Raw genomic sequence first — 22,129 nt, forward strand, 5'->3', positions numbered from 1 at the left:
CCTTCGAAGTTACCCACATATTCATGGAGTAGTAGCGACTGCTACTTTCTTAGAACTTTACTATGCTATAAACTTAAAGGCGAGGGTTGCCAGTCTGATTAAAGGAGTCAACAATAAACGTAAGCTCAATACGAAGGGCCTTTGGGTTTTTAACTTTTAAAGCGTTCCGCTTTAGAGTAATGGTTAAAATTTATTATTCCTTGAAATCGCGATTGAATCAAGCTAAGATCTGTTCAGAATACTGATACACAGTAATTTACAAAAAAGAAAATAGCCCCGGCAGGAATCGAACCTGCATCTAAGCTTTAGGAAAGCCCTATTCTATCCATTGAACTACGGGGCCAGTGAAGGCGGTGAGTTGTAATCAACCTCAGAAAGGATGACTGATAAATGTTTGGTATCCCAAAGGTAGTAAAATCAACTACGACGATCAATTACTTGCCTCCTAAGTACAGAACCAATAATAAGTGGGGTCAGTTAACAATTTTCAAATGGGTAGTCCGTCTATCAGTCTGGAACACAACATATGGCTAAAAAAACTCAGTACAAAAGTTCATCTAAAGAAAAACTATCAATAAAAGAGCGATTTAGTGCTCTGCGGACTATACCGCCGTTCTTTCGTCTAATCTGGCAGACTAGCCCTACGCTGTTCACTGCTAATGTAGTACTACGTATCATTAGAGCAGCGGTTCCCGTAACCACACTCTACATTGGTAAACTTATCATTGATGAGGTGGTGCGTCTTACGCAAACTTCGGGCGAAACCGACCTAACGTACTTGTTCACCCTCATCGGAATTGAGTTTGCTATCGCCATAGTATCTGATGCCATTAACCGCTCCACAGTTTTACTGGATAGTTTATTGGGAGATAAGTTTGCTAACGAAACTTCGGTACGCCTGATGCAGCACGCGGGTACGCTAGATTTGCAGCAGTTTGAAGATGCTGATTTCTACGACAAAATGGAGCGAGCTCGTCGACAGACTAACCGACGTACTAGTTTGATGTCGCAAGTACTAGGGCAGTTTCAGAGTCTTATTACCATTGCTTTTCTGGCGGTTGGGCTTATCGCCTTAAGTCCGTGGCTGATTGTCTTGATAGCCGTAGCAGTGATTCCGGCTTTTCTGGGGGAAACCCACTTCAACGAGCGTAGCTACTCGCTGAACCGCCAGTGGACCCCCGAGCGGCGCGAATTAGACTACTACCGATTTATTGGGGCTAGCGACGAAACGGCTAAAGAAGTTAAGATATTTGGCTTATCAGAGTATCTGGTCAGTCAATTTGCTACGTTGGCCGATAAATACTACCAAGCGAACCGAAAAATCTCGATCTCCCGAGCCCGCTGGGGTAGTGCCCTAGCAACTATCGGCAGTGCCGGATACTACGGTGCCTACGTACTAATTATATTACAGACAGTTAACGGCCAACTCAGTATTGGCGATTTAACATTTTTAGCAGGCTCCTTTGCCCGCTTACGCAGTCAGCTCGAGTCGGTGCTAAATCAGTTTTCGAGTATGGCTGAGGGCGCACTGTATCTACAGGATTTCTTCGATTTCTTTGAGGTGAAGCCACTATCTCAGCAGCAGCTAAACGGAAAAAGTCAATCCTTATTAGACTTCCCTCAGCCTATCCAGCAGGGCTTTGTATTTGAGAATGTAGGATTTAAATATCCTAATACTGAAATATGGGCGGTAAAGGGACTAAACTTTACGCTGCAAGCTGGAGAGAAATTAGCATTAGTAGGGGAGAACGGAGCGGGAAAAACGACGCTGATCAAACTTATCTCTCGCCTCTACGATCCCAGTGAAGGTCGTATCTTGCTGGATGGCAAAGACTTACGGGAATATGACTCGGGTCAACTTCGCGCCGGAATTGGAGTAATTTTTCAAGATTTTGTTCGCTACCAAATGACCGCCGCTACCAACATCGCGGTAGGTAGCATTAGTGAGCGCCAGAATTTAGCTAGAATCGATACTGCTGCCGACCGAGGTATGGCAAGCAAGGTAATTCAGAAACTACCGCAGGGCTACAACCAAATGATTGGTCGTCGTTTTGCTGACGGAGTAAACCTATCCGGTGGGGAATGGCAGAAGATTGCGATCAGTCGGGCCTATATGCGCGATGCCCAGGTACTTATTCTAGATGAGCCTACTGCAGCACTAGATGCTCGGGCTGAATACGAAGTATTTAAGCGGTTTTCCGACTTGACTGCCGGAAAAACAGCAGTGTTAATTTCCCACCGCTTCTCTACCGTCCGGATGGCTAATCGAATTTTGGTGTTAGAGGAAGGACAATTGCGCGAGATTGGCACCCACGAGGAACTACTGGCTCAAGACGGTAAGTATGCCGAACTATTTAGCCTCCAGGCCCAGGGATATTTATAGATTGTTTGTTCCTTCCATTAGTAATATTTAGATTTGCGCTATGATGGTCCATTAGCTCAACTGGATAGAGCAACTGCCTTTAAGTTATAGGAGCCTTCTTAGGGAAACAGAAACCTAAGAAGTGGATGGTACTGTATCGGTGAAACCTGGAAAGCGAACTGAATTGTTAGATAGTGTCGCCCAATGGCAATACCGAGGAAACCTTTGTACTACCCGTGCGTTGGTTGGTTGGTTTAATAAAAACCCACCATACTAAATCGCTAGGTGACTTAGGAGTTTTAAAGGTTCAATGTAACATCTTTGAACAAGGGTATATTCCCTGTATCCCACTAACGGAGCATGCTCCTTATGATTTGGTAGCATGCAATGAAAATGGATGCAAGAGAATACAAGTTAAGACCAGAAGTCTGTCGGCTACCGGAACAATTTCCGTAAGGTTCCAGTCTTCTTGGGCTGACAAAAATGGTACATATATGGTAGATTGGAAGAAAGATAGCTTCGACATAGTGGCCGTCTACTGTCCCAAAACTGATATGTGTTACTATTTTGATCATACCCAGTTTGGAAGGACAATTACACTGAGGGTAAAGACTTCTAAAAATAATCAGATGTAAGGAATTAATTTAGCGAATGATTATTTGGGGGTTCCGTAGAGGCCATACGTACCACGCCTGAAACGGCGAAGATATGGTCCAGACCACAAATCCGACTAAGTCGGAGCTGCGAAAGCAGTAGTTGGTACGCTAAGCAGTAGGTTTCAGGTTCGAGTCCTGAATGGATCACATAAGGAAAGGCAGTCATATTTATTTATGACTGCCTTTTCTGTTATTTCAAATTAGGAAGTATAATTAACGAAGTGAGAAGAACAGCATTAGATGACTTATGCAATAACCAAAGTAAAATTGCAGAATTTGGCTCCGCTGAGGTTACTGGAGTCAGTAGTAACTACAAAATTTTAAAGCCACCAATTTTTACTACTTGAACGCTTTTTTGTGAAAAGAAAAAAGCGTTAATCCCAAGCCGCTCGGTAAAAGCGAATCCAGTTGAGAGAACAGATATTAGCAATGTCTTCTTCGGAGTATCCCCGTGATGCAAGTATACCGGGTATTCTTTGAAGATCAGCGATAGTATCAACATCCTGGGGCGATTGCTCCGTGCCGAATGCGCCATCTAAATCAGAGCCAATGCCCGCGTGATTAGCGTTGCCCGCTAATTGACTGATGTGGTCAATATGGTTAACTACGGTTTCCAAACTAACATTTTCACCTTCTGGGGTAGATACTCCTCGAGTCCAGTTGGGGGTCAGCATCCAGGTATCCAGCGCCACTCCAATCACAGCATCCCGATCAATAAGCACCCGGAGTTGTTCGTCTGAAAACTGCCGATGGTGCGGTACTAATGCCCGACAGTTGTTGTGGCTCGCGCAAACTGCTCCCTGAAAATGATCCAATGCCTCCCAAAAGCTTTCATCGCATAGGTGAGTCGTATCCAGAATGATATTGAGGCGATCCATCTCCCGCAGCAATTCGCGTCCTTTTTCACCAATTCCACCGTGGGCATCTGTACCCTGAGCGTAGGTGCCAGGCCCATAGTGGGCGGGACCAATCGCTCGAAGCCCGCTTTCGTAAGCCCGCTCCAGATGCTGAAAACTAATGATAGAATCTGCGCCTTCTAGGCTGCGAATCATGCCAATCGGGGTTGTCTGTTGGTTCTCCTTCCAGTTGGCCAGATGAGCGTCCAATGATTTATTGTCTACAATCGCCGTGATCTGTCCATTTTCTTCCATCGTTTGGTACCAGGCTAACTGCGCCTGCGTTTGAGCCCAGGCTTGTTCAGGCGAATTCCAACTAGCACCCGGCATTGCGTTATTCTTTTTAGTATAGCGAGCAATTTGGGTACCAACCACCACCCCAATATTTCCTTCGCGCAGGCTGGGAAAAGTCACTGTGCCGTGGGCACGATCAGGCTTATCTGCCATCCCCTGTTCCCACGTCCGAATCTCGCGCACCGTCCACCGTAGGTCACGATTCCACTCCATTGCATTCATAGATAAGTCTAGGTGGGCATCAAAGATAAGAGGAGGTGAGGGAGCAGTTTTCATTATTGATAGATTCGGTGGCGGGCGGTAATTTCCCAAAAGCTATTAAGGCGATGATTAGTCACAATTCCTGCCTGTTGGTGCAATGCTACTGTAGGGCAAATGTGCCAGGGCCAGCCGTACAAAACATCGCCAATGTTCCATTGATCGGCCTGAGTCGTTCGGACAACCATATGCTCTTCGCTGTGGGTAGTAATCGCTGCGTCGGCTAACTGAGGAAAATATACCGGTGCCCCTTTCGTTTCGGAAGCTACCGCTTTATGACCTAAGTCTAAGCAAAGCAGTCCTTGACCGGGCTTGCTAATTACGCGAGTAAAGAGGCAAGCGGCAATATCGAACGGCAGATCCGTAAACTGAGAGTAGCCGTAGTCCCATAGCAGCGTAGTGCCGGGCGATAGCTGCCGCTCAGGGTGACGAGCGTGAATGGGAAAAGTGATGCTGCCTCCGCAAACAATCTCAGCCGACTGCGTTTGGGTTTGCTCCAGTAGCGCATCTAATCCGGCCATTCCTATCTGTGTCGCCTTGGATCTTTCCTCAGGAGCACTCTGGCGTAAATGACCATCGTAAGCGTGCCAACCCTGAAATGAGAGATCACTTTGCTGAACCTGCTTAAAAAGTTTGGTAGCAGCCTCTGTTTCAATACCTGTACGGTGCATTCCTACATCTAAATCAATAAAAACCGACATAGAAACTCCGCGCTGGCCCCATTGCGCTATATGTTCTTGATGATCAAGCAGTACAGCGAACTTAATCCGGGAATACTGCTTGGTAAGTGCTACCAGACGATCTTGCGCAGGACCTATTATTGGATAGGCTAGTAAGATTTCCGAAGCACCACTCTCAGCTAGCAGTTGGGCTTCGGCCAGCGTAGCACACTTGAATTTTCGGATGCCTTTAGCGAGTTGCATTTCAATAATCTCGCGGCATTTATAGGTTTTAGAGTGGGGGCGAAGCCGCTGGGCTGATCCGGCAATGCTAATCATCCGATCAATATTTGCATCAATGCGGTTGGGATAAAATAGCAGGGCCGGAGACAGTAACTCGTTGGCGTTGGATATTTTAAACCACTGGTTCATAGGCTAGTAAAGTTCAAAAATTGCTTCCACTTCTACCGCAATGTTTCCTGGTAAGATCATACCCACCGCACTGCGGGCTCCCTTGCCAAGGTCATTACCTAATATTTCCACCATTAGATCGCTAAAGCCATTGATAACTCGCGGATGTTCGTAAAAATCTGGTTGACTATTAACCATTCCTACTGTTTTGACTAGCCGCTTTAGGGTGCTTAGCTCGCCTAATTGATCCTTGATAGTGGATAGCATAGTTAGACCTACCTGCCGTGCAGCCTGGTACCCTTCTTCTGCATTTAAATCTAACCCTAGCTTTCCTTTAATTAACGATTGATCGCTTCTGACGGGTCCCTGTCCGGAAACATATAACATTTTATCTACAATGATTACCGGCTTGTAGACTCCTCCAGCCGGGGGCGCGGGAGGAAGCTGTAACCCTAGTTCCTGAATTCTTTTTTCTACGTTGGTCATAGTATGGTTTAAATAATTTGATCGAGAATAAGAACTCCTATTAATCCTACAATAGATACAGTAGTTTCCATCACTGTCCAAGACAGTAGGGTTTCGCGAATGCTTACGTTAAAGTACTCTTTAAACAGCCAGAAGCCCCCGTCGTTGATGTGTGAAAAGGTGATGCTCCCAGCTCCGGTAGCTAATACCAGCAGTTCGGGGGATACCCCTTGGGCACCTACCATCGGTAGCATAATACTGGCCGCCGTAAGAGCTGAAACCGTGGCCGATCCCACACTTACCCGAATTAGAGCAGCAATAATCCAAGCGAGAATTAGCGGAGACATTCCCAAGCCACCCAGCACTTCTCCTATTTGTTCACTCACCTGCGTAGCTACCATAATTGCCTTAAACGCTCCCGCCCCAGCAATAATGAGCAGTACGACCGCGATACTGGAAACGGCGGACGCTAATGTTTTTGTTACCTCTGCAATATCGCGCCCCGTTCGGACTCCCAGAAAATAAATGGCAGCCAGCACTGATAGCAGCATGGCGATAGCAGGATTACCTAGAGCGGTGATGATTGGATGAGGAGCAAATGTACTCACTAACGAGGCTCCGCCAATCAGAATAACGGGTAGTAGGGCTACCAATAGGCAGATGGTTAAAGAAGGAACCGGGTAACGATCATCGGTCTCTACTACATACTCTTTAAGCAACTTAGGTTGAATGCGTTGCATCGTTTTTCGTAGCAGAAATTTGGCCGCTATTATAGCCGGAATTCCAGTAATAATTCCGTAGATCAACGTAAGGCCTAGATCAGCCCCGTACATCTCGGCAATAGCAGTAGGAGCCGGATGGGGAGGAAGGAACCCATGGGTTACGGAAAGGGAAGCTAGCATCGGCAGCCCTACGTACAGCAGAGGTAACTTAGTATTGGCAGCGATAGCGATGACCAGGGGCACCAGAATGACAAAGCCCACTGTGTAAAACATTGGAATCCCTACGATGAAGCCCGTTACGATAAGAGCTAATTGGATATTTTTGAGACCAAAGGCAGCTACCAGACGATTGGTAATTTTATTGGCCGCCCCGCTTTCGGCTACCAGCTTGCCCAGCATAGCTCCGAAGCCTAAAATAATGACTAGCGAACCCAGCGTATCGCCAATACCGTGCTGAATAGCATCTACCGCTTCCGCTACCGTTAGGCCTCCAGTCAATCCTACAAATAGGCATACCAGCACAAAAGAAATAAAGGTATCTAGCTTAACTACGGTTACCAGAAGGATGAGCATGATAATGCCCAAAACGATAGGAAGAAATACCATCAGTTGAATAGTGTACTGTTATAAGGTCGCTAAAGTAGCGAAATGGAATGGGCGGGGCAAACAAAGCGTATCAACCTAATTGACTACATGGATATTCTACTACGGTAGAGTAAGGGTTATCTTAAATACAATGAGGTATACAGTGAGGGAGTCCTTAATTCGTTAGCTAATGATATTTAGCGCGGCTACTTCGTATTCGTTTAGTTGAGTCAAAAATTGAGGTTCTATATCCAATCCTTTTTTCATTTCAGCCTCCAAAGCACCTTCCAATAGCACATCTAACACCGTGGGGTGTATGTAGTATTTGCGACATACGCTAATGGTATTACCAAGCTCTTGAGCAACTAGCTTGATAATCGTTGTTTCTAACTTTAGTCTAGGGTTTTCTAATTGTAACTCTTTAGCCTCTTCCCATTTCTCTATGGCGGTGATAGTACCATGCCAAGTACGGAAATCCTTACAGGTAAAATAGTTACTAGCAACATCCTGAAGATACTCATTTACGTCTTGAGATCGGATGTGGTGATATTTACCATCTTGTCCCCGGTACTTAAAAATTTCGTAGCCCGGCAACTCTGAGCATCGCTTGATTAACCGAACCAATTGATTGCGCTGGATACTAATCTTGCGGTATTTACCACTTTTGGCCCGGTACTCTAAACAGGCACTACCTTTTTCAAACTCCAAATGTTTTCTTCGCAGGGTAGTTAAGCCAAAAGTTTCGTTTTCTCGCTTATACTGCTCATTACCAATCCGAATCCCGAATTCATCGAGCACTTGAATAATGAGGGCTAATACTTTCTCTTTAGGCCAACCCTTTTTCCTTAAATCTTTTTTTACTTTTAATCTAATTAGCGGCAACTGCATTCCAAATAGCTTAAGCTTATCAAACTTAGCTCGATTGCGGTATTCAGACCAAATAGGATGATAGTAATATTGCTTTCTTCCCTTAGCATCGTAGCCTGTAGCCAACAGATGCCCGTTTGGGTCTTTGGATATCCAGACGTTATCCCAATCAGGCGGAATTCCTAATGATCGTATCCAACCTAATGTTTTCTTTTCGCGTAACTTGGCTTGCTCGTTGAAGTACGAGTGACCTCGTCCCCATTTTTTGCGTAGATAGCCCGGCTGGGAGTCATCTTGGTAAATTAAGTCGCGCGGGAACCCGCCCATTAAAGGAAATCCCATGATAAATAAACCTAAGCTTTGTCTACTTCGCTCTCTAGTTTGAGTACTTGAGAACCATCTTCTTGCTCAATAAGTAGTGCCTTATTTCCTGATTCGCCTTTGCGAGTGATTTCACTACCATCAATGGTCCGGGTTATTTCTTCAGTAAAAGACTCAGTTACCTTCCCTTGGGCTTCTCCATTGCCCCATTGCCATTTAACCTGTGATCCTTTCTGTATCATCTGTCTAAAAAATTTAGCTTAAAAATATTATAGTGTACGGCTACATATCGCCCACATTTAAAAAGTTACTACTACTAAACTGGAAAGAGGTAGTATATGTTGGCTTGCACATCAAATAAAAAGAGCACATTGCCATATGGCAATGTGCTCTTAATTGAAGTTTTTACTACTTACGAACATCCCAGGTAATGTTTCGCCTAATCAGTAGCTTGACTAAACTGGAAGCCACTCCTACTATGAGGGTCCAGGCTAAAGCTTGCTGAATGGAAACATCATGATCGGCTGGATTTTTTGGTGGTTCCTCACGAGTAGCTTGACGCCAGCCAAATTCTACAATTCGGCGAACTAAAACCGCGCTAATCATAGAGGCTCCCCCAATAACCCAGTTATTTAATTGTTCTTCATCATCAAAATTTTCTCTAATTCTTTCTAGTAAACTCATGTCTATTTGGTTGATTAAATACTGCTAGGCAACACGCGGTAGCGAGCTTTCACAAACATAAAGACACCATAACAAGCTAAGCCAATAGCAATAACTCCTAAGAGGATGTTTCCAAAGGTGCCACTGGACTGAATAAAATCAAACGCTTGTTGAGTACCTCCTGCTTCATTCGGATTGGATTCAATAGCTGCTCGTAGAAAAAAGTAGCCAATAATTGAAATTACAATACCGCGGGCAATGTATCCGACATAACCTGCTTTACGCAGAACATCTTTCACTCTATGGTCTAACTCGCTATCCTGAATCTTTTTTGCAAATTTACCACTTACTGCTCGATAAATTTGATAAGCTGCTTTACCAAAAAATACTACCGCTACAATCCCAACCAATATTTGACCAAAAGGTTGCCCCAAAAGCATAGCAACTATTGTTTCTTTTTGATCTCCGCCACTACCTGAACTACCACTAGAAAGTAACATGCGTATTGCTTCGTAGGCGAATACACCGTAAAGTACGCCACTGGCTGCATATCCAATACGACTGGCTATTCCTTTTTTATCATCTCCTTTGTCTTCAGGATCTCGGAAAGCCTGAACAAATCGCCAGATCACGTAACAAATAAGTCCGGCAGCCAATATTCCCAATAATATTTTTCCAAAAGGTTGTTGATAAACGAATTCTAAAGTAGTACTTTTTCCTGCTTTTTGTCCACCGGAGCCAAAAGCATACATAGCAGTTAGCACCCCTAAAATTACGTAGACAACTCCTTTGGCAAACATTCCTACCCGGGCTATCTTTTTAAAGGCTTCGTCTTTAGATTGATCTAATGTTACATTCATATTATTGGAAGTTAAAAGTAAACCCCAGGGATTAACCTGAGGGCATAATTATTTTAAAGTAAAAAATGCGTGGATTACACCAGGTACCCACCCAATTAAGGTAAGAAGAACATTGAGCCAGAATGATCCAGAAATACCTTTCTGTAGAAATACGGCTAGTGGCGGTAATATAATAGCTAGGATTATTGTTAAAAGTGACATATTAAAAAGTATGTTAGGTTCAAAAAATATTTCATTGTAGCTAAATGAAATATCTTGCCAAAACATAAGATCAAAGTATTCTCGCTAGAGAGCTATCCGGCAAAATGCTGTTCAATTGATGCCTGGGCGCATTTTACCTCCTTAAAATTTTATTGTCTTATTGTTATGACTTCTGCCCTAATTGGGGGTGACTTCATTTAGAGGAAAAGTATAGGCTTCCCCAAAGCGTAGAAAAAATTTCTCAGAAAATAGTAGAGTATCCCTTGCTTTCCTCTTATTGAAAGGGTAAGAATTCGGTTTTTTTAGCTAAAATGTTAGAAAAAAGGTATAAAACGAAACTTGGCACAGGATTTTCGTATACATGGTTGAACCTTTTAAACTTTTTTTATCTATGAGATTACTATCAGGAATTATTGCTGGAACATTAGCTGGAATCGCGGCAGGGGTATTAATGGCACCTGACAAAGGTGATAGCACCCGAAAAAAACTAAACAAAGAGGGCACGCGCGTTCGCTCTGATGTTGAAAAATCTTTAAATGAAGGCATTTACAACCTTTTAGATTCTGTTAGCCAAGCCATTGATGACTATTCTAAAAAGAGTCAGAAATCGCTGAAGCAAGCTAAGAAGAAGAAGCGATACATCAACTTCTAAGAAAATTAAATTTAAGTTAATTAGCAGCGCAAAATTTTAAGCGTCCTCTATTTTTTAAATGGCGGATTGTAAGCAAGAGAGATAAAAAAAGCGATCGATTGAAGACATTCATGAAATCTTCATTTTTTATATTTTTTGTCTTCTTGCGCTGTTAAGTTTTTTACCACTTAAGCGTACTATGAATTTTGATGTTGAGAACTTGTGGGGGCTAGTTACTGGTACGCTAGAAGAATGGGTTAAATCTTTTGTTGCGAGTCTGCCTAATTTAGTGATGGCCATTTTGGTCATTGTTCTATTTGTGCTTCTTGCCAAATTAGTCCGTAGCACAGTCGCTAAAGTATTACGCCGAGTATCAGCTAATGAGGCGGTCAACAATTTATTAGTCACTTTGATTAATGTTGCCGTAATTGTTACTGGAATATTTATTGCCCTAGGGGTTCTGGGGCAAAAAGATACAGTGGCTACCTTACTAGCGGGGGTAGGTATAATAGGCTTAGCGTTAGGTTTTGCTTTTCAGGATATTGCCGCCAACTTTATTTCAGGAATTCTTATTGCGGTGAGGCAACCGTTTAGAATTGGTGATACGATCGAAAGCGTTGACTACTTTGGTAAGGTGAGTGACATAAACTTACGTACTACAACTATTACTACTTTTCAAGGATTGGATGTATTAATCCCTAACAAGAACATTTTTGAGAACCCGGTAGTTAACTATACGCGAACGAAAGATCGGCGTGTTGACTTAGCAGTGGGAGTTTCTTACGGAGATGATTTAGAAAAAGTAAAAAAATTAACCGTAGAAACGCTTAGTGAATTAGATAGTATAGACCAGAGTAAAGACGTTACGCTGTTTTATAACGAATTTGGAGGTAGTTCTATTAACTTTACGGTTCGATTTTGGGCAAGATCGCCTAATCAACCTGATTTTTTACAAGCGCAGAGTGATGCCATTATTGCTATTCAAAAATCCTATGATCAAAATGATATTGTAATACCATTCCCAATCCGAACGCTGGACTTTGGAATAAAGGGCGGGGAAAAACTTTCGGAAATGACAATTAATCATCAGAATGGTCAACCGACCAATTAATCAACGTTAAATCAAACTTTTTACATTTAATTTTTTAAAACTATGAAAACGAATTTCAAAAAATTAGCTACTTACTTTTTCGCAGGAACATTTTCTTTAGCAGTATTTACTGCTTGTGACTCTACTCAGAACGCTACTAATGAGGCAGCTAATGAAACTGAAGAAGCTATGGAAGATGCCGGTAATGAGTTAGAAGAAGTTTCTAACAACTGGGAAGCTGAACAGGAAGAATGGGAAACCAAACTGAATGATAAAATTGGACAGCTAGAGCAAGATATGGAAAGCGCTACAGGTGAAGCTAAAGCAGAATACCAAGAAGAAATTGATGGGTTGAAGATCGAGCTAGATAACATTAAGAACTCTACTGCTGCTAGCTGGGCTGATATTAAAGAAGGTGTGAATGAATCCTTTAACAATCTTGAGAGAGAGGCTGAAGAAGTAGAAAATGAAATAGAGAACTAATAGCGACTGCTATTTACCAGTTTAAATGAGAAAAACAGGTCATCTTCGGATGACCTGTTTTTTTTGTTCCTCCCCATGGTTGAAAACATTAGCTTCTATGAAAGCCTCAATATATCAGATGCTATTTTAATAGTAACTCAGAACAAACGGCAGTTAAATATTTAGCTAATATAATTGAACTGTCGTAGTGTGCTTCATTGCAAGTTTAATTTATGTTTAATTTTCAAAAGTGGGTAAGTGAAAAGACTATTCGCCTACTGGTCTTAACTTTACAAAGTTTATCATCCCCCATGTCCAGAGCAAATGATGGCAATAAATTGATTATTCACGTGTTAGCAATAATCTATTTAGTTTCTATTACAGTTGTCAAGAAAGCTCAAATTGTGAGATAGAAGAAATGTCACTATATTATCGGCATTTGTGCGTAGAAGAAAGAAGTACTTCAGCGGTATTGCTCCCAAACTAGCTACTACAGATAAAACCTATCGATATGCCAACCCGAACTAAAGAACAGGTTAGAAATCATTACGAGGTAGAAAGAGCATTAGCTGATAAATTAAGAAAATCTAATCGGGAAGAGCGGAAACTACTATTCCGAGTAATGTACGACGAACTGTTTGAAAAGGTGCCTGATCACCCTCGCTTAACCAAGCGTTCCAATCCGGAAATCAATCTTAAGCGCAATAGAAATAAAATAAAAATGGTGCGCAATCTACTTAGTGAGCGAACTGTTTTTGCTGAATTTGCTCCGGGTGACTGCGAGTTTTGTTTCTACGTAGCTGACCACGTACAGCAAGTTTACGGAATGGATATCTCCGATCAAGCCGATCCCAATTGGGTTCGTCCCGACAATTTTGAGCTGATTGTGTACGATGGCTATGATTTAAATATGCCTTCGGGCACGGTTAATGTCATATTTAGTGATCAGTTTATTGAGCATTTGCACCCTGAAGATGTGCCCGAGCACTATGCTTTAGCCCATCAATTACTAGCTCGGGGCGGGAAGTATTCGTTTCGCTATCCGCACATCTATCGAGGACCAGAAGATATTTCGCGCTTTTTTACAGATACCCCTACCGGATTTCATCTGAACGAAAATACATTCACCGCTACCGTTGAGCAGTTGAAAATAGCAAATTTTAGTCATTATCAATGCTACTGGTTCTTATATGGTATTCGGGTTCCAATCCCTTTTGGAGTATTCCGTATGACCGAGCGATTGTTTAAAAACGTGCCAGCTCAATTCCGACGACGTATTGCTCCCTTTTTATTTCCTACTGTTCATGTAGTAGCTACTAAGTAAAGTGCATTAGTGATACTTATAGTATCACCGAAAATGGGAGTACTTTTCTATAGGGGGGAGGCGAGCGTATTTTGCATAATACTACGTACTGCCAGACAAGAACATCGATTCTCATCGCTATGGAATCTGGTATAGTACTTAGTCAGTTGTAAAAGTTTGCTTAGTAATCTCTGTTTAGAAAGTTTTATGATAATGTGCTAACTACATTCTCAAAGCATATACAATGGTTTATATAAAAGTTATTCTTCTTTTAGTTCTTTGCGGCATAAGTCATAATGTATTAGCACAGTCTTTATTCACTTTTGCTGAAGAAACCATAGAACCGGGCACAAAAATGCACGTAACTATTCCGATAGCTAGTGGTAAAGAATCTACCGTCATTCCAATAACAATTTTTCATGGTACCCAAGATGGTCCAACGCTAGGCATTACGGCGGGGGTACACGGCTATGAGTATCCGCCTATTATGGCCGCTCAGCAATTAATTGAACAAATTAATGTAGATCAGCTAACAGGCACTATCATTATAGTACAAATTGCAAACGTTCCTAGCTTTCTTCAGCGTTCTCCCTTTGTTAATCCAATAGATGGTAAAAACCTGAACCGGGTATTTCCGGGCGACGCTTTGGGTACGATGACTGAACAGATAGCAGAAATTATCACCACTCAGGTCATTGCCCGTTCCGATTTCTTCCTGGATATCCACGGAGGCGATGCATCGGAAGACCTAATGCCTTATGCCGCTTACTACGATAATGCTGAGCAAGTGAGTAGTTCTCAACAAGGAAAATTAATGGCTATTGCTCTAGGTTTTGATCATGTAATTAGGTTTAACACTAATGGTAAGGAGTACATGGAAGAAGACCAACCTAGCCTGTACTGCTCGGCTGAAGCATTTAAACGAAACATCCCCTCTGTTGATATCGAGTGTGGCAAACTCGGTAAGGCAACCCCATCATTAACGCATAAAATAGAACAAGGAGTACTAAATCTACTCCATCATTTACAGATGTTGCCTGACAAACTTCTTAGCGATTCTAACCAAAAAACCATACATATTGACCAGAGAATGTTTATAAGCAGTATACACCAAGGTATCTTTTATCCGGCCAAGTCAGCTGGAGCGTACGTTGTTGAAGGAATGAAACTGGGCTACATAACTGACTTCTTCGGACAGGTACTTGATACTATTTATGTCGATAAACCAGGAATTATTCTGCTAATAATAGGTACACCACCAGTAAATAAAGGGGAAACATTGGCGGTCATTGGAGAAATAGAATAATCTAATTTGCGGTCATGATCTAACCTTTACATATATCAAATAGTATACGTAGGTGAAATAATCACAGCTATGATCCGCTTACTATGCATTATCTTTTTAATTACTCCAATGAGTTCACAAACAATATTTGACTTTACCACGAATGCCGACATTCAAAATTGGAGGGTCGTAGATGATGGGGTGATGGGTGGAGTATCTTCGGGAAGGTTCACTGTGAATGAGGAGGGCTTCGGAGTTTTCGCCGGAGAGGTTTCATTAGAAAACAATGGTGGCTTCTCTTCCGTACGCTATCGCTTCAATCAACTGCCGATAAAATCACGTACGACTATTCGTATCAAATTGCGGGGTGATGGTAAAAAATACCAGTTTAGGGTGAAAGCTAATGCTAAAGACTACTATTCTTACATAGCCACTTTTATTACCTCCGGCGAATGGGAAGAAGTTGCCATCTCGCTAGCAGATATGTACCCGGCATTCAGAGGAAGAAAACTTGACCAACCCAATTTTCATGAAGACCACATGGAAGAAATAGCCTTTTTGATAGGGAATAAAAGGGAAGAAACATTTAAATTAATGATTGAGAAAACAGTATTAGAATAAGCTTATAATTTGATCCATAATGGCTAATGCAATTTTAAAGACTCAGCAAGCAGGGGGGAAGTTCGCCATCCAAGTAACATTGGTTACCGAACTCGTAGCACTTTGCCTATTATTGACCTTTCTGCTCTCATCTACCGGATCGCTCACTTATTTAGATGAGATTTTAGGGTCGATTAGCTTGCCTACTGTTATCGTATTCGTTTTTAGCACACTACTTTTTTCGTACCTGCTAGGGCGAAAACTAGCTGTAGACATACTTATGGAAGGGAAAAAGAGCTACTGGAAATGCTATACTACAGCTATTAGCGTAGTATTACTTTCAATTGGAGTAGCTTCTGCTTTCGCATTAATAAATCAAGCTATTGGGCATAGTCTGCCTGAAAATTGGCTTATCCTTTACGTAGCTAAACCTATAATTTGGATGGTTCCGATCAGCATTGTTCCCATATTGATTGCCGGAACTTGGTATAAAAATCAACTTAAAAAGATTAAGCAATGCAGCTAGGAATATCTTATTCATCTAAAGGTACCTTCTGAAAGAAAAATAAGAATGGAGAGCTCTCAATTAGATGATAGCGTAACTACTGATCACTGTAATGTCTGTAGGGTTTTCCCTAAGTGCTAACACTTCTAAAAAAAAGTACGCGGGCTAAAGTCTAGTAGTTACTTCGCTTCGACACAGACAGAATAAGTTAGCATCAAACAAAAAACCCGAAGACTTTCACCTCCGGGTTTTGCTTGGTTTACTTCTGCTTACTACGGATTATTTAGTAAAATAAATAATGGACGTTGGTTTGATTAGTTTAGCAGATATAATGAAATCGTATACTCCGTTTACTGTATCAGCAAGTAAGGCTAATGTTACTTATCCTAACTCACCTAAGATACTTTGACATGTTTGGGTTGTCTTTCCAGTAATGTTGAATGGGATTCGCCTTTATTTTTGGGTTTATGTGGTCTGAGAAAAGGCGATAGTTATTGAGTACAATACTAGCTGTTCACTATTCCTTAGAAAAAGCTATCCAGCCGTATTTCCTACGTATGTAATATTTTGCAGAAAAGGTAAGTATTTTGCTAAATAGTGGAGTAAACTCTATTATTTACTTTCCGTGCATAGATCACAATCTTCAAAACGGGTTTGAGGAGTATAATTTTATATAATAAAATTTGTCTGTCATTAGAGTTTAGAGTCACTCTCCGGTAAACCTAAATCGCTTTAATTAACAATTCATTGCTTAAGCAAGAATCTGGGCAGTATGGTCTTTGGTTTTGACTTTTTTGATAATGTCCGCAACCTTTCCTCCTTCATCGATCACAAATGTGGTGCGAACAGTCCCCATGTACTTTCGACCATACATAGATTTTTCTTGCCACACGCCGTACTCTTGATTTACGGTTTTATCTTCATCAGCGATTAAGGTAAAAGGTAATTCCTGCTTTTCAATAAACTTTTGATGAGATTTTACCCCATCGGGGCTGACTCCAATTACTTCGTAACCAGCCTGCTGAAGTTCAGTATAGTTATCCCGTAGGTTACACGCCTGGGCCGTACAGCCAGGGGTACTATCTTTCGGATAGAAGTACAAAACTACTTTCTTTCCTTTATAATCTGATAGCTTCACAGTTTCGCCATCCTGGTTAAGCGCTTCAAAATCAGGAGCAATATCACCAACGTGTAATTCCATCTTCTATACTTTGTTTTGTTGCGAAGATACGAGACTTGATCGAAATCTTAATGGCAGAAGACACTAAGTTTTCAACAATTATTAATAAAGCAAAGGGAAGCAAAACAGCCAATATTCATACAGTTTATTATCGTTAGTATTAGGCACTGGAGGGCTATGAGAAATTACAATCAAGAGTATAGCCGAGCAAATGGGTTGTAATTATCAGACATACTGCAGACTATCAGTTCGCCGGAGAGTTTTAGACTGAATTAATAAGTGATAGCAATGAGTAGAGGATAATCACTGGATGATTATCCTCTACTTAAATATTAAATTATTTTTTTATATATTAGTACATATATAATATTTTTCGTCTAATAAGAAAAAATTGTGAAAATTCTTGATCAATTAGTAGATTATGATAATGAAGCTTCAGTTGGCAACTCATTTAGAGATAAGCGATTTTCGTTTTTTAAATCAAAGATTGCTGCTCTAAATAAACCTATGAAGATACTAGATATTGGGGGCACTTTCTCATATTGGTCTAAGCGTGGATTTCAGGATAATCCAGACTATCATATAACACTCGTAAATATTAAAAGTAAAAAGTTGTCGTGCGAGAATATTATAACTGTAGAAGGAGACGCTACAAATTTAGTTGAGTTTCCAGACAACCATTTTGATCTTGTGTATTCCAACTCGGTAATCGAGCACTTATTTACTGAAGATAATCAGGTGAAAATGGCTAATGAAGTTAAGCGGCTTAGTAAATACCATTTTATACAAACTCCAAATTTATATTTTCCTATAGAACCCCATTATTTGATCCCATTTTTCCAATTCTTACCATTTCAATGGCGATTATTTATCATTACTAAAACTAAACTAAGCAAAGGAAAAAAAGTAAAAGACATTCGCTTTGCTAAAAAAAATATTCGCGAGAAGCGCCTATTATCTCTAAAGCAATTCAAATCTATGTTCCCCAACAGCAAGATATATAAGGAGAAGTTTTATGGAATAAATAAATCATTCGTTGCTCATAATCTACCCGATTGAACTTAATATGCTACTTAAAATTTTAAATATTTCTTAGCAGCTCTGTAAAGTAGGTAGATGATGAAGTATGTTATAGTTGTTCCGGTTAAGAACGAAAGTAGGTTTATAGAGAAAACTATTCAGTCAATTACCAGGCAGACAATTAAACCATTATTCTGCCTTTTTATCGATGACATGTCTACAGACTCAACAGCAGCTATTATCCAAAATTATAGCCGTCAGTTCAGTTACATGAAGTACCAAACTAATACTGCAAATAGCTCTCAAGATGAGTATCAATTGGGGGGGCATATTGTGAGGCTACTTCTTAAAGGAAAAAGAATAATTGATAGCTACCATATTGACTATGATTACTTAGTTAAGCTCGATGGTGATATCCAATTTGATGCTACCTTTATTGAGTCCATTTGGCAAAAAATAAAAGGGGATAACTACGGCATTGTCTCAGGTACACCTTATAGTATTCGTAAGCAGAAAAAGATTTATAATGACAGTCCTCCATGGCATTCTCGGGGCCAATTCAAGATTTATAATAAGGATTGTATAGAACAAATAGGTGGTCCACCAACTATGTTAGGTTGGGACTGCGCCGATAATATACGAGCGATTGAATTTGGGTGGAAAACGAAAGTATTTCAAGTACCGGAGTACCGAATGTCACGAGCCATAGGGGGAAAGTTCTCTTTGGCAAGAGGTCGTGTTAATCATGGTATCGGTGCTTACCAACTAGGGTATCATCCTATATACTTTATACTACGAACGCTGTACAACATGTTTGAGCCGCCTTATTTTATCGGCTCATGCTATATGCTTTATGGTTATGTGAATTCAGTATTTACTAGCGATAAGAAGAGTTTAACTTCTAAGCAGGTCAAGATATTAAGAAGACTTCACTGGCGTCATTTTAGAAAAAAAGTAACCTATCAATTAGAGAGGCCTATTTCTGTAGTAAAAGAGGTAAGCCTAAATAAACTTCAAAATACATAAATACTATTTGTGCAAACCTTTATATTTTATATAAAGCAGCAAGAATAGATAAGGAATTTAAAGGGGGAGGTAGGAGCGACTTCTACTTTAAAATATCTATTGTTACAAAAGCTGATTATTGTGAAGATGAAGCCTCTATTAAAACTACTGTTCCTTCACTCACTAAATCATAAAGTTCTACTACATCAGCGTTCTTCATACGAATGCAGCCGTGAGAAGCCGGTTGGCCAATCAATCCTTCTTCAGGAGTGCCGTGAATATAGATGTAGCGAGAGAATGAATCTACTCCTTTTCCCTTATTTTTGCCTGGTTCCAGTCCGGTGAGGCGTAGAATGCGGGTAGTTACGTCATCTTCTTCTAAGTTAGTATCATCAGTGTAAATTGTAGCGGTTCGCCCGGTGTTGATACGACTTCTAAAGATTGTTCCAAGCGGAGCACCGTTGCCAAACTTACTAATCACTTTATGTTTACCCAGCGGAGTTTTATTGCTTCCGGCTTGGCTACCAATACCATACACCGAGGTGGACACAGGATACTGCTTCAACGGCCGATCATTTTCTATTAAATATAATTTCTGATCAGCTACCGAAACTTTAATAAATTGTTCTGGCTGATCTTGGCTGTAAGTAGATAAAGAACAAATCAGTAGACCGCTAATTATTATCAATACTTTCATTAGAACCTTCTATCTTTGGATTTAGTAAGAACTTCGTTTGTGATATGCTTACTTCAAAAACTATACAAATCTACATAATACTATGAATACAAATCCGATCATTATCTTCGGAGCCAGTGGTTTTGGTAAAGCTGCCTTAGAAATTTTTCAGTCTAACCAAGTAGTGGTGTACGGATTTCTGGATGATGATGAAAAACTGCACAATACTGAAATTAATGAAGTAACGGTACTGGGTAACACCGAAGATCACGGTTTTTTAAAACTCATTGGTAAAAAGTGTGATGCGTTTGTAGCCGAAACTGAGCAGAGTGTTCGGAAGAAATATTTTAAAATGCTGAATGAGAAGCGAAAAGTAATGCCGGCTAATGCTATCCATTCTCAAGCGGTTATCTCCAGTAATGCTCACTTTTCTTACGGTATTTTCGCCAATGCCGGAGTAACAGTGGGTAGCTTTGCTAAAGTGGGACAAGGCTGTATTCTACAGAGTAATTCGGTAGTAGATTATGAGGCTACGCTGGGTGAGTATGTTCACTTAGGGGCCGGGAGCGTAGTTCATTCGGGAGCTACAGTAGAAGATAACGTCTTTATTGGAGCGGGGGTGACCATTGCCGGGCCGCTTACCGTGGGAAAAGGTGCCCGGATTGGAGCAGGTTCGGTTGTGGTAGAACCAGTAAAGGCCGGCGCGACGGTGTTTGGAAATCCGGCAAAGCCAATTTAGAACTATAGAACCCTCCTACTAGTGTTCATTAATGAAACCGACCTAATTTACCGAAATGATGGTTCCATCTATCATTTAGGACTTCATCCCGAACAGGTACCGGATATAATCTTCACGGTAGGTGATCCCGAACGAGTACCAATGGTGAGTCAATGCTTTGATACGGTAGAAACTCAAGTGGCTCACCGAGAATTTGTCTCTCACATTGGCCGAATCGGTAATCGTTCGGTCATGGTGATTAGCAGTGGAATGGGAACCGACAATGTAGAAATTCTGATGACTGAGTTAGATGCGCTGGTTAATATCAATGCAGAAACTCGCCGACCGAAAGAGCCAATACGTTCGCTAACAATTATCCGATTAGGTACCTCGGGAGCATTGCAACCAGATATTCCACTAGATAGTATACTAATTAGTCAGGCTGCTGTTGGGTTGGATACATTAATGCAGTTCTACTCTTACACTACGCCACCATCGCTTCATGATGCAGTCGTGAAATTAAAATCGGCCCTTAATTTAGAATTCACTCCTTATGCTGCTGAAGCTGATGCTGAATTGATCGCAATATTTCAAGCGCAGTTTCAGTTGGGTAATACGGTTACCTGTCCTGGATTCTACGCACCTCAAGGTAGGCAGCTAAGGTTGGCTAGCCGACAAAATCAACTTTTAAAAAAATTGACAAACTTTCAGTTTACCTCGGGTAAGCTTAGCAATATGGAAATGGAAACCGCTGGATACTACGCTTTAGGACAGCCTCTGGGGCACCGAATGCTAAGTGTAAACGCTATTTTAGCTCACCGGGCTACAAAAAAATTCTCAACCAATCCGCAAAAAGCTATTCAGGGGATGATTGGGCAGGTGCTAGCGGAAGTATCAGCCTTATAAGTCGAGGGAGAAAACCATATCTATTTCAATTTAATTTCGTAAAAGCATAAAGATTAAAAGATTTACTATTTAAACGATAAATGATATGAGTAAACCATTAGAAATTACCGATAGCAATTTTAATGAAATTATAAATTCTGATCAGCCAGTACTAGTTGATTTTTGGGCAGAGTGGTGTGGTCCTTGTAAAATGATCGCTCCCGTGGTAGATGAATTAGCCACCGATTATGATGGCAAAGCGGTAGTAGGAAAAGTAGACGTAGATTCTAACCCGGAAGTAGCTGGGAAATTCGGCATCCGTAGTATTCCTACCTTACTAGTATTCAAAAACGGTGAAATTGTTGACAAGCAGGTTGGTGCTGTGAATAAGAGCGTACTTTCTCAAAAACTAGATGCCCAGTTAGCTTAATAATGTAATCGGGATCACTTCTTTTTATACTAAATGCAAGCATTTCAATTAGATTTTTTGAAAAGTTCGTAACAAAATGTATCATTGCGTAAAGAAAGTTTAATTAATGCTATACCTAT

General features: G+C 41.0%; 26 protein-coding genes and 1 tRNA gene. 14 read left to right on the forward strand and 13 right to left on the reverse strand.

Annotation, left to right across the window (positions count from 1 at the left end; translation table 11 throughout):
* Positions 1-271: 271 nt before the first annotated feature.
* Positions 272-343, reverse strand: a tRNA-Arg gene (locus WBA23_RS00555).
* Positions 344-526: 183 nt separating this feature from the next.
* Between WBA23_RS00555 and WBA23_RS00560 the strand changes: the two genes are divergently transcribed.
* Positions 527-2,383, forward strand: coding sequence for an ABC transporter ATP-binding protein (locus WBA23_RS00560; protein ID WP_424580280.1), 1,857 nt, complete (start codon positions 527-529; stop codon positions 2,381-2,383).
* A 215-nt stretch (positions 2,384-2,598) separates the two neighbouring features.
* On the forward strand, positions 2,599-2,997 hold the full coding sequence (locus WBA23_RS00565; protein WP_424580311.1) for a group I intron-associated PD-(D/E)XK endonuclease: 399 nt from the start codon (positions 2,599-2,601) through the stop codon (positions 2,995-2,997).
* Between the two features lie 4 nt (positions 2,998-3,001).
* Here WBA23_RS00565 and WBA23_RS00570 read toward each other — a convergent pair whose 3' ends face one another.
* The 10 genes from WBA23_RS00570 to WBA23_RS00615 all read right to left on the reverse strand — a co-directional run bounded on the left by WBA23_RS00570 (position 3,002) and on the right by WBA23_RS00615 (position 10,286).
* Positions 3,002-3,184 (reverse strand): hypothetical protein, encoded by a 183-nt coding sequence (locus WBA23_RS00570; protein ID WP_424580281.1) that lies wholly within the window; start codon positions 3,182-3,184, stop codon positions 3,002-3,004.
* A gap of 208 nt (positions 3,185-3,392) precedes the next feature.
* Entirely contained in the window at positions 3,393-4,484 is a 1,092-nt protein-coding gene (locus tag WBA23_RS00575; RefSeq protein WP_424580282.1) for a dipeptidase, read from the reverse strand.
* Positions 4,484-5,557, reverse strand: coding sequence for a D-TA family PLP-dependent enzyme (locus WBA23_RS00580; RefSeq protein ID WP_424580283.1), 1,074 nt, complete (start codon positions 5,555-5,557; stop codon positions 4,484-4,486). The genes WBA23_RS00575 and WBA23_RS00580 overlap by 1 nt, the downstream gene beginning before the upstream one ends.
* A 3-nt stretch (positions 5,558-5,560) precedes the next feature.
* Positions 5,561-6,022 carry a RidA family protein gene (locus tag WBA23_RS00585; protein WP_424580284.1) on the reverse strand — a complete coding sequence of 154 codons (462 nt, stop codon included), beginning with the start codon at positions 6,020-6,022 and terminating at the stop codon, positions 5,561-5,563.
* 8 nt (positions 6,023-6,030) lie between these two features.
* Positions 6,031-7,329, reverse strand: coding sequence for a gluconate:H+ symporter (locus tag WBA23_RS00590; RefSeq protein ID WP_424580285.1), 1,299 nt, complete (start codon positions 7,327-7,329; stop codon positions 6,031-6,033).
* A 162-nt stretch (positions 7,330-7,491) separates the two neighbouring features.
* Positions 7,492-8,517, reverse strand: coding sequence for a DNA topoisomerase IB (locus WBA23_RS00595; protein ID WP_424580286.1), 1,026 nt, complete (start codon positions 8,515-8,517; stop codon positions 7,492-7,494).
* An 11-nt stretch (positions 8,518-8,528) separates the two neighbouring features.
* Positions 8,529-8,738 (reverse strand): DUF2945 domain-containing protein, encoded by a 210-nt coding sequence (locus tag WBA23_RS00600; protein ID WP_424580287.1) that lies wholly within the window; start codon positions 8,736-8,738, stop codon positions 8,529-8,531.
* Between the two features lie 166 nt (positions 8,739-8,904).
* The gene (locus WBA23_RS00605; protein ID WP_424580288.1) at positions 8,905-9,180 is read right to left on the reverse strand and encodes a DUF4235 domain-containing protein; all 276 of its coding nucleotides are present in this window, start codon (positions 9,178-9,180) and stop codon (positions 8,905-8,907) included.
* Positions 9,181-9,194: 14 nt separating this feature from the next.
* Positions 9,195-10,019, reverse strand: a complete 825-nt coding sequence (locus tag WBA23_RS00610; RefSeq protein ID WP_424580289.1) for a DUF1206 domain-containing protein — start codon at positions 10,017-10,019, stop codon at positions 9,195-9,197.
* Between the two features lie 48 nt (positions 10,020-10,067).
* The gene (locus WBA23_RS00615; protein ID WP_424580290.1) at positions 10,068-10,286 is read right to left on the reverse strand and encodes a YqaE/Pmp3 family membrane protein; all 219 of its coding nucleotides are present in this window, start codon (positions 10,284-10,286) and stop codon (positions 10,068-10,070) included.
* A gap of 325 nt (positions 10,287-10,611) precedes the next feature.
* Here WBA23_RS00615 and WBA23_RS00620 point away from each other — a divergent pair, with 325 nt between their 5' ends.
* The 7 genes from WBA23_RS00620 to WBA23_RS00650 all read left to right on the forward strand — a co-directional run bounded on the left by WBA23_RS00620 (position 10,612) and on the right by WBA23_RS00650 (position 16,117).
* Positions 10,612-10,872, forward strand: a complete 261-nt coding sequence (locus WBA23_RS00620) for a YtxH domain-containing protein (RefSeq protein ID WP_424580291.1) — start codon at positions 10,612-10,614, stop codon at positions 10,870-10,872.
* Between the two features lie 178 nt (positions 10,873-11,050).
* Positions 11,051-11,962 (forward strand): mechanosensitive ion channel family protein, encoded by a 912-nt coding sequence (locus WBA23_RS00625; protein WP_424580292.1) that lies wholly within the window; start codon positions 11,051-11,053, stop codon positions 11,960-11,962.
* Positions 11,963-12,004: 42 nt separating this feature from the next.
* The gene (locus tag WBA23_RS00630; protein ID WP_424580293.1) at positions 12,005-12,424 is read left to right on the forward strand and encodes a hypothetical protein; all 420 of its coding nucleotides are present in this window, start codon (positions 12,005-12,007) and stop codon (positions 12,422-12,424) included.
* 490 nt (positions 12,425-12,914) lie between these two features.
* Positions 12,915-13,727: a class I SAM-dependent methyltransferase gene (locus tag WBA23_RS00635; RefSeq protein ID WP_424580294.1), complete on the forward strand. Its 813-nt coding sequence runs from the start codon at positions 12,915-12,917 to the stop codon at positions 13,725-13,727.
* A gap of 334 nt (positions 13,728-14,061) precedes the next feature.
* Complete coding sequence (locus WBA23_RS00640; protein WP_424580295.1) at positions 14,062-15,012, forward strand: succinylglutamate desuccinylase/aspartoacylase family protein; 951 nt, start codon at positions 14,062-14,064, stop codon at positions 15,010-15,012.
* Between the two features lie 69 nt (positions 15,013-15,081).
* Entirely contained in the window at positions 15,082-15,612 is a 531-nt protein-coding gene (locus WBA23_RS00645) for a CIA30 family protein (protein ID WP_424580296.1), read from the forward strand.
* 19 nt (positions 15,613-15,631) lie between these two features.
* Positions 15,632-16,117, forward strand: a complete 486-nt coding sequence (locus tag WBA23_RS00650) for a hypothetical protein (RefSeq protein WP_424580297.1) — start codon at positions 15,632-15,634, stop codon at positions 16,115-16,117.
* 730 nt (positions 16,118-16,847) lie between these two features.
* On the opposite strand, the gene bcp is transcribed toward WBA23_RS00650, so the two are convergent.
* Entirely contained in the window at positions 16,848-17,297 is a 450-nt protein-coding gene (bcp, locus tag WBA23_RS00655) for a thioredoxin-dependent thiol peroxidase (RefSeq protein WP_424580298.1), read from the reverse strand.
* Positions 17,298-17,669: 372 nt separating this feature from the next.
* On the opposite strand from bcp, the gene WBA23_RS00660 reads away from it, so the two are divergent.
* Both WBA23_RS00660 and WBA23_RS00665 read left to right on the forward strand, forming a co-directional pair.
* Positions 17,670-18,335, forward strand: a complete 666-nt coding sequence (locus WBA23_RS00660; RefSeq protein ID WP_424580299.1) for a class I SAM-dependent methyltransferase — start codon at positions 17,670-17,672, stop codon at positions 18,333-18,335.
* A gap of 57 nt (positions 18,336-18,392) precedes the next feature.
* Positions 18,393-19,322, forward strand: coding sequence for a glycosyltransferase family 2 protein (locus WBA23_RS00665; RefSeq protein WP_424580300.1), 930 nt, complete (start codon positions 18,393-18,395; stop codon positions 19,320-19,322).
* 115 nt (positions 19,323-19,437) lie between these two features.
* Here the strand turns inward: WBA23_RS00665 and WBA23_RS00670 are convergent, their stop codons facing one another.
* Complete coding sequence (locus WBA23_RS00670; RefSeq protein WP_424580301.1) at positions 19,438-19,998, reverse strand: L,D-transpeptidase family protein; 561 nt, start codon at positions 19,996-19,998, stop codon at positions 19,438-19,440.
* An 82-nt stretch (positions 19,999-20,080) separates the two neighbouring features.
* Between WBA23_RS00670 and WBA23_RS00675 the strand changes: the two genes are divergently transcribed.
* The 3 genes from WBA23_RS00675 (at position 20,081) to trxA (ending at position 22,010) form a co-directional block, all read left to right on the forward strand.
* Entirely contained in the window at positions 20,081-20,716 is a 636-nt protein-coding gene (locus WBA23_RS00675) for an acetyltransferase (RefSeq protein ID WP_424580302.1), read from the forward strand.
* 21 nt (positions 20,717-20,737) lie between these two features.
* Positions 20,738-21,601: a nucleoside phosphorylase gene (locus WBA23_RS00680; RefSeq protein ID WP_424580303.1), complete on the forward strand. Its 864-nt coding sequence runs from the start codon at positions 20,738-20,740 to the stop codon at positions 21,599-21,601.
* 85 nt (positions 21,602-21,686) lie between these two features.
* Entirely contained in the window at positions 21,687-22,010 is a 324-nt protein-coding gene (gene trxA / locus WBA23_RS00685; RefSeq protein ID WP_424580304.1) for a thioredoxin, read from the forward strand.
* Positions 22,011-22,129 lie beyond the last annotated feature (119 nt).

The sequence above is a fragment of the Tunicatimonas sp. genome (assembly GCF_049647865.1).
Taxonomy (GTDB): domain Bacteria; phylum Bacteroidota; class Bacteroidia; order Cytophagales; family Cyclobacteriaceae; genus Tunicatimonas.